Source organism: Mesorhizobium sp. M4A.F.Ca.ET.090.04.2.1, assembly GCF_003999085.1.
Classification (GTDB): Bacteria; Pseudomonadota; Alphaproteobacteria; order Rhizobiales; family Rhizobiaceae; genus Mesorhizobium.
This window is the reverse complement of sequence record NZ_RZOT01000495.1, coordinates 1-4,690: the sequence shown is the minus strand read 5'-3', so window position 1 is coordinate 4,690 and position 4,690 is coordinate 1. Positions and strand designations below refer to the sequence as shown.

General features: G+C 62.8%; 4 protein-coding genes and 1 pseudogene. 1 reads left to right on the top strand and 4 read right to left on the bottom strand.

The window, feature by feature from the left end:
• A pseudogene (locus EN781_RS26480) lies at nucleotides 1–273 on the top strand (glycosyl transferase family 2); the annotation flags it as partial.
• 24 nt (nucleotides 274–297) lie between these two features.
• Here the strand turns inward: EN781_RS26480 and EN781_RS26475 are convergent.
• From EN781_RS26475 to EN781_RS26460, 4 genes are read right to left on the bottom strand one after another with little or no spacing between them, the layout of a single operon-like run.
• Nucleotides 298–612, bottom strand: a complete 315-nt coding sequence (locus EN781_RS26475; protein ID WP_126054149.1) for an antibiotic biosynthesis monooxygenase — start codon at nucleotides 610–612, stop codon at nucleotides 298–300.
• 34 nt (nucleotides 613–646) lie between these two features.
• Nucleotides 647–1,690: a TonB family protein gene (locus EN781_RS26470; RefSeq protein ID WP_348627229.1), complete on the bottom strand. Its 1,044-nt coding sequence runs from the start codon at nucleotides 1,688–1,690 to the stop codon at nucleotides 647–649.
• A 40-nt stretch (nucleotides 1,691–1,730) separates the two neighbouring features.
• Nucleotides 1,731–2,159, bottom strand: coding sequence for a hypothetical protein (locus EN781_RS26465; protein ID WP_126054150.1), 429 nt, complete (start codon nucleotides 2,157–2,159; stop codon nucleotides 1,731–1,733).
• A gap of 5 nt (nucleotides 2,160–2,164) precedes the next feature.
• On the bottom strand, nucleotides 2,165–4,306 hold the full coding sequence (locus EN781_RS26460; protein ID WP_245455450.1) for a TonB-dependent hemoglobin/transferrin/lactoferrin family receptor: 2,142 nt from the start codon (nucleotides 4,304–4,306) through the stop codon (nucleotides 2,165–2,167).
• Between the last annotated feature and the right edge of the window lie 384 nt (nucleotides 4,307–4,690).

Below are 4,690 nucleotides of genomic sequence, written 5' to 3'. Positions count from 1 at the left end.
GCCGGCGGCCGTATGCAGCTGTCGCCGGCCTATGCCTCCCTGGACGCCGCCATGGGCGCGGACGTGCTCGACTATGTCCTTGCCAATGCGGAGAGGCTCGGCGCCATCCACGGCAGGGATTTCGTGTCCGGCTTCCTGTCCAGCCATGTGAGGCGGTTCGGCGATTTGGCGAGCGATCCGCGGCTTGCGCCGCTTCTTGATCGCAAGAGCCGCTTGCGGCAGGCGCGCAAACGCTTTGTGCGGACGCTACGCCGGCTGGCTGGCGGTTCCTGAGGCTAGGCTCTCCCGAATAGCTCGTCAGGCGCCCTCGACGACCGAAAAGCCTTCGAATTGCGGATGGCCGAGATAGTGCACCTTGGAGGTGCCGGCGTTGCGGTGCGCGGCGCGGAAATTTTCCGATTTGGTCCAGGCGACGAAATCCTCGTGGCTGGCCCACACCGTGTGTGAGGCAAACAGCGTGTAGCCTTCGGCCTCGTTCAGCGGACCGCGCAGCAGGTGGAACTCCCTGAAACCTTTCATTTCAGACAGGCTGGAATCACGGTTCTTCCAGACATCCTCGAAGGCGTCTTCCGAGCCGTTCTGGACCTTGAAGCGGTTCATGGCGATGTACATTGGTTTCCTTTCATGCGGTTCGTTCCATCCACTTTCAAAATGGACCGATTTCGGCCTCGAACACCAAACTCCTGCTTGCGATGCGCGACGGAATTGGAGGGAAGGGGGCAGCATTGCGAACGATGCCGAGCGCGACCTGATCGAAACTCGACGATCCAGAGGTTTGCAGGATGCGTAGATCGTCGATACCACCACCGCTGCCGATCACGAAAGTCACGACGGCATTATTGACCGCGGTCAATTGCACTGACGGCGGAACGGCGCGGTTGACGCGGCTGAGCTTCCTGATGACGTCGCCGCGGTAATTGTACTCCGCAGCCTCGCTGCCTGCCTCTTTCTGCTTCTTGCCCTTGCTGGCCGCCTGTGCCAGCCGGTCTTGGCCCTCTGCGGTGCCGCGCTTGTTGTCCGTTTCTCTCGCTGTCGGGGATGGTGCCGACGGAGTCGGACGGGCGCTGGGGATTGGCGGCTGGTCTGGAACAACGACGGGAGTTTCATGGGTGGCAGGTGATTCGGTGCTGGCGACAACACTCTGGTCATCGGGGCGCGGGGAGCCAGCCACCAGTACGTCTGGCCGGCCGGCAGGTTCCGGCGACACTGCGGGAGGCTGTGCGGCTGCTTCCCGAGTGGGCTCGGAAGGCTGCGTTGGTGGCGCTGGTCTGACCGGCTTTGCCGGCTCCGGCCTGGCCGGCTTTGGCTCCAGCGTGACATTTATCGCCACCGGATCCCTGTCAAGCGCGCTGCCGGCAACCTTGTCTCCGGACTGGTCGCTGCCTTCCGATTGCTCCGAATCCGGCGATTTGAACGTGCTGGAAGGCGAGATCAGAAAGAACGCCGCCGCGGCGCCGTGGAGAATGCAGGAGACAATGACGGCAGCGGGCCATTTGCCGTTGCGGGCCGCCGCCTGCGCAAGTTCAGGCGGCTTGGCCGGCGCTATCGCCAGCTCGCTGCCGGCGTCGGAGAGGGGGATGATTTCCTGCATGTCGCGGGCCGGAAATTGCAGCGGCCTGCATGCAAAAGTCAAATCAAGATCATTTGCCCGCGGAGGTAACGCGCCGAGGCCGAGCAGCGGCCAGGCCACGGTCTCTTGCCTGAATGCGGGATGCAGCCCCAATGCCGTCTCAGACCCCGAAGGCGATGGTGGTTCGGGTCGAGGTCTTCAGTCCGCGCATGCAGGCGGCGGGCTCCACGCTTGCGCCGGCGCATTCGGTCGCGCTGTTGATCAGCACGCGGCTGACCTTGGCGCAGTCGGTGCCGGCAAGATCGAAACGCGTCACCTTGGTCTTGCTTACGGGAAGGTCCTTGAAGTCGAGTACGGTCAGGCGGTCGACGACGCCGGCCTCGTTGAACAGGGCGATCTCGAAGGCCGTTTTCGACAGGTCGGCGCCGAGCGCGTTGTTGACCACGAAGGTCAGCCTGCAGCCCTTGTCGGAGGGCTGCGCGGCATTGAGTTCGAGGTTGAGTTGAGGAACCGGCGAGGACTGGGCCCACGCCGGCGCCGCCGCAAGCGACAAGGTCAGCAGACGAAGCAGTCCCGTCAAGCTTGTCATTGTCGTCAGCCTCCAAAGCGCATGGTCGCCGCCAGCTTCAACGTGATGCCGGGTTCGTAGAGAACGGCAGTCGTGCTGCCGTTCAGCGGGTTGGTGTATTTGACGTCGAACAGATTGTCGGCGCGGAAGTCGAGTTTGAGATTGTCGGTCGCCTGGTAGCTGGCGAAGGCGTTGACCAGCGTATAGTCCTTGGCCACGGAGTTGCCCTTGGGCTTGCCGTTGTATTGCACCTCGCCGCCGACGGTCAGCTTGTCCTGGAGGAAACGAAGGCCGAGCTGCGCGGTGACCTGGGAGGAGGGGATGGTGGCAAGGTCGGCGCGCTCGCCTTCATAGGAAATGGTGTGGCCGTTGATGATCGAGGCCGAAAGCCCGGCATAACCCCAGCGGGCATCATAGACGCTTTCCAGTTCGAAGCCGTCGATCTTGGCCTTGGCGAAGTTCTGGTACTGGAAGCAGATCGGGATGCCGGGACCGAACGGGCAGCCGCTGGTCGGGTCGAAGGCCGAGAGCGTGACGCCGTCGATGTAGTCTTCGACATCGTTGTTGAAATAGGCGGCCTTGAGCCGCAGCGCGTCGCCGCCTTCGAAAATGTCGTTCCGCTTGTAGTTGACGCCGAACTCGACGGTCTTGCCGATTTCTGGCTTGAGATTGGGGTTGGGCAGGAACGGGAAGGTGACTCCTGCCGGATGGTTGCCGCTGATTAGGGTCTCCGTCAGCGAGGGCGAGCGGTAGCCTTCCGCGTAGGTGCCATAGAACTGCAGGCCAGACAGGCTGGCGCTTTCGAAGGGCGAGACGCCGACGGTGATGCGCGGCGACAGCCTGTCGCCGGACGTCTCGTTATCCGAATCCTTCAGGCTGTAGCTGTCGTAACGCAGGCCGGTGATGACCTCGAGCCATTCCCAGGTGAGCTTGTCCTGAACATATGCGCCCGAAACGTTGCGCTTGCCGGAGGGCGTGTAGAAGCTGTCGCCGCCGGCGGTGCCGCCCGTCTCGACATCGTCGCCGACCCAATCGCCGCCATAGGTCAGCTCGTGCGCGATGTCGGCGGTCTCGAAGCGAGAGGTGTTCCAGATGTCGATGCCGGTGGTGTCGACGTCGAAGGTCGAGGTCGAACCGGCCGGCAGCACGACGGGAAGACCGGTTTCCGGATCGAAGCGGTTTTGCGCGATGAGGCTGGTCAGATCGAGATTGGTCCTGTTGTAGGAGGCGTTGATGTGGAGGTCGAGCCAGCTCCTGGCGTCGTCGGTGATGTTGTAGCGGGCTGTAAATGTGTTCGACTTCAGGTCGACATCGTTGGCCGGCACGCCGCTGCTGGTCTCCGTCCAGCCGTCGCTGGAGCCGACCCAGCCGAGTTTCAACTCGCTGTTCTCGGTCGGGCGGATCGTGGTCTTGAGCAGGCCGCTCAGCACGTCGAAGCCGGTGCCGGCGACAGTGTCGCCGCCGCCATTCTTGTAGTCGTCATAGTCGCGGTAGACGATGTTGCCGAGCACATCCCAGTTCTCGTTGAAGCGGTAGGCGCCGGTGGCGCTGGTGGTCCAGCCCTTGCCGTTGCTTTCATAACGGCCGGTGAGCGCGCTAGCCCAGCTTTCCTCCGGCTTGAGGAAATCCTCGGCATCCTTGGTGTCGAAGAAGACGACGCCGCCGATGGCGCCGGAGCCGTAGGTGTTGGCGACCGGACCGCGGATCACGTCGACGGATTTGATAAGTTCAGGGTCGACGTAAAAGGTCGACTGCGTGCCATGATCGGAGCGCTGGAAATCCTGCCTGGCGCCGTCGATGATGACCGCGACGCGGCCGAAATCCTGCAGGCCGCGGATGTTGATGCTGGAGCTGACGCGGCGCGCGTCGGCCTGCACGGTTACCCCCGGCACGCCGAGCAGCATCTCGTTCGACGTCGTCGCCATGCGGCGATCGAGCTGCTCTCGGTCGACATGGCTGGCGGAGGCAAGCGACTGGATCGCCGTCTCGCCGGTGCGGCTGAGGACCAGGATCTTGTCGAGCAGCGTCGCCTCGGCCGGCTTCGTCTCTTCTGTCTTCTTTGCAGAATCGGTCTGCTGCCGCTCGCTTGCAGGCTGGGCGGCCTGTTGCGCGTTTGCCGGCGGTGTCAGGATCGCGATCACCGCCGCGCCGGCCAGAAGCGCGGCCATTCCCTTTGCCATAGACCGTTGCGCCGGGCCCGCGTTCTCATACGCCAGACCCAGCCTTTGCCAATTCGCCAACCCCATGCCCCAACTCCAAATCCAGTTCGATGCTGGCTGGCCGAGGCTCGCTGGCATTTTTCATCGCATCCGGTGCGTTAAATGTTGACTCATTTACTCCGGTATTGCACTGGTTATAAAACATGATTATTCGAGTCAAGAAATTAATCGGCATTTTATGCAGGCGTCCGGCCAGGTGGCCGGCACAGGGAAAGGACCGACCCAGATGAACACGCACAACGCAAACGATTTCCGCTATCGCGTCCGTCGTTCCGAAGACGTTGCCACCCGTTTCGACCGGGTTCCGCTGGCGGTGAGGACGCTCTCCAGCAA

Bases quoted from the DNA above. Each gene is read 5' to 3' on its own strand.
- EN781_RS26465 (WP_126054150.1), bottom strand. From the start codon at position 2,159: ATGACAAGCTTGACGGGACTGCTTCGTCTGCTGACCTTGTCGCTTGCG.
- EN781_RS26475 (WP_126054149.1), bottom strand. From the start codon at position 612: ATGTACATCGCCATGAACCGCTTCAAGGTCCAGAACGGCTCGGAAGAC.
- EN781_RS26460 (WP_245455450.1), bottom strand. From the start codon at position 4,306: ATGGCCGCGCTTCTGGCCGGCGCGGCGGTGATCGCGATCCTGACACCG.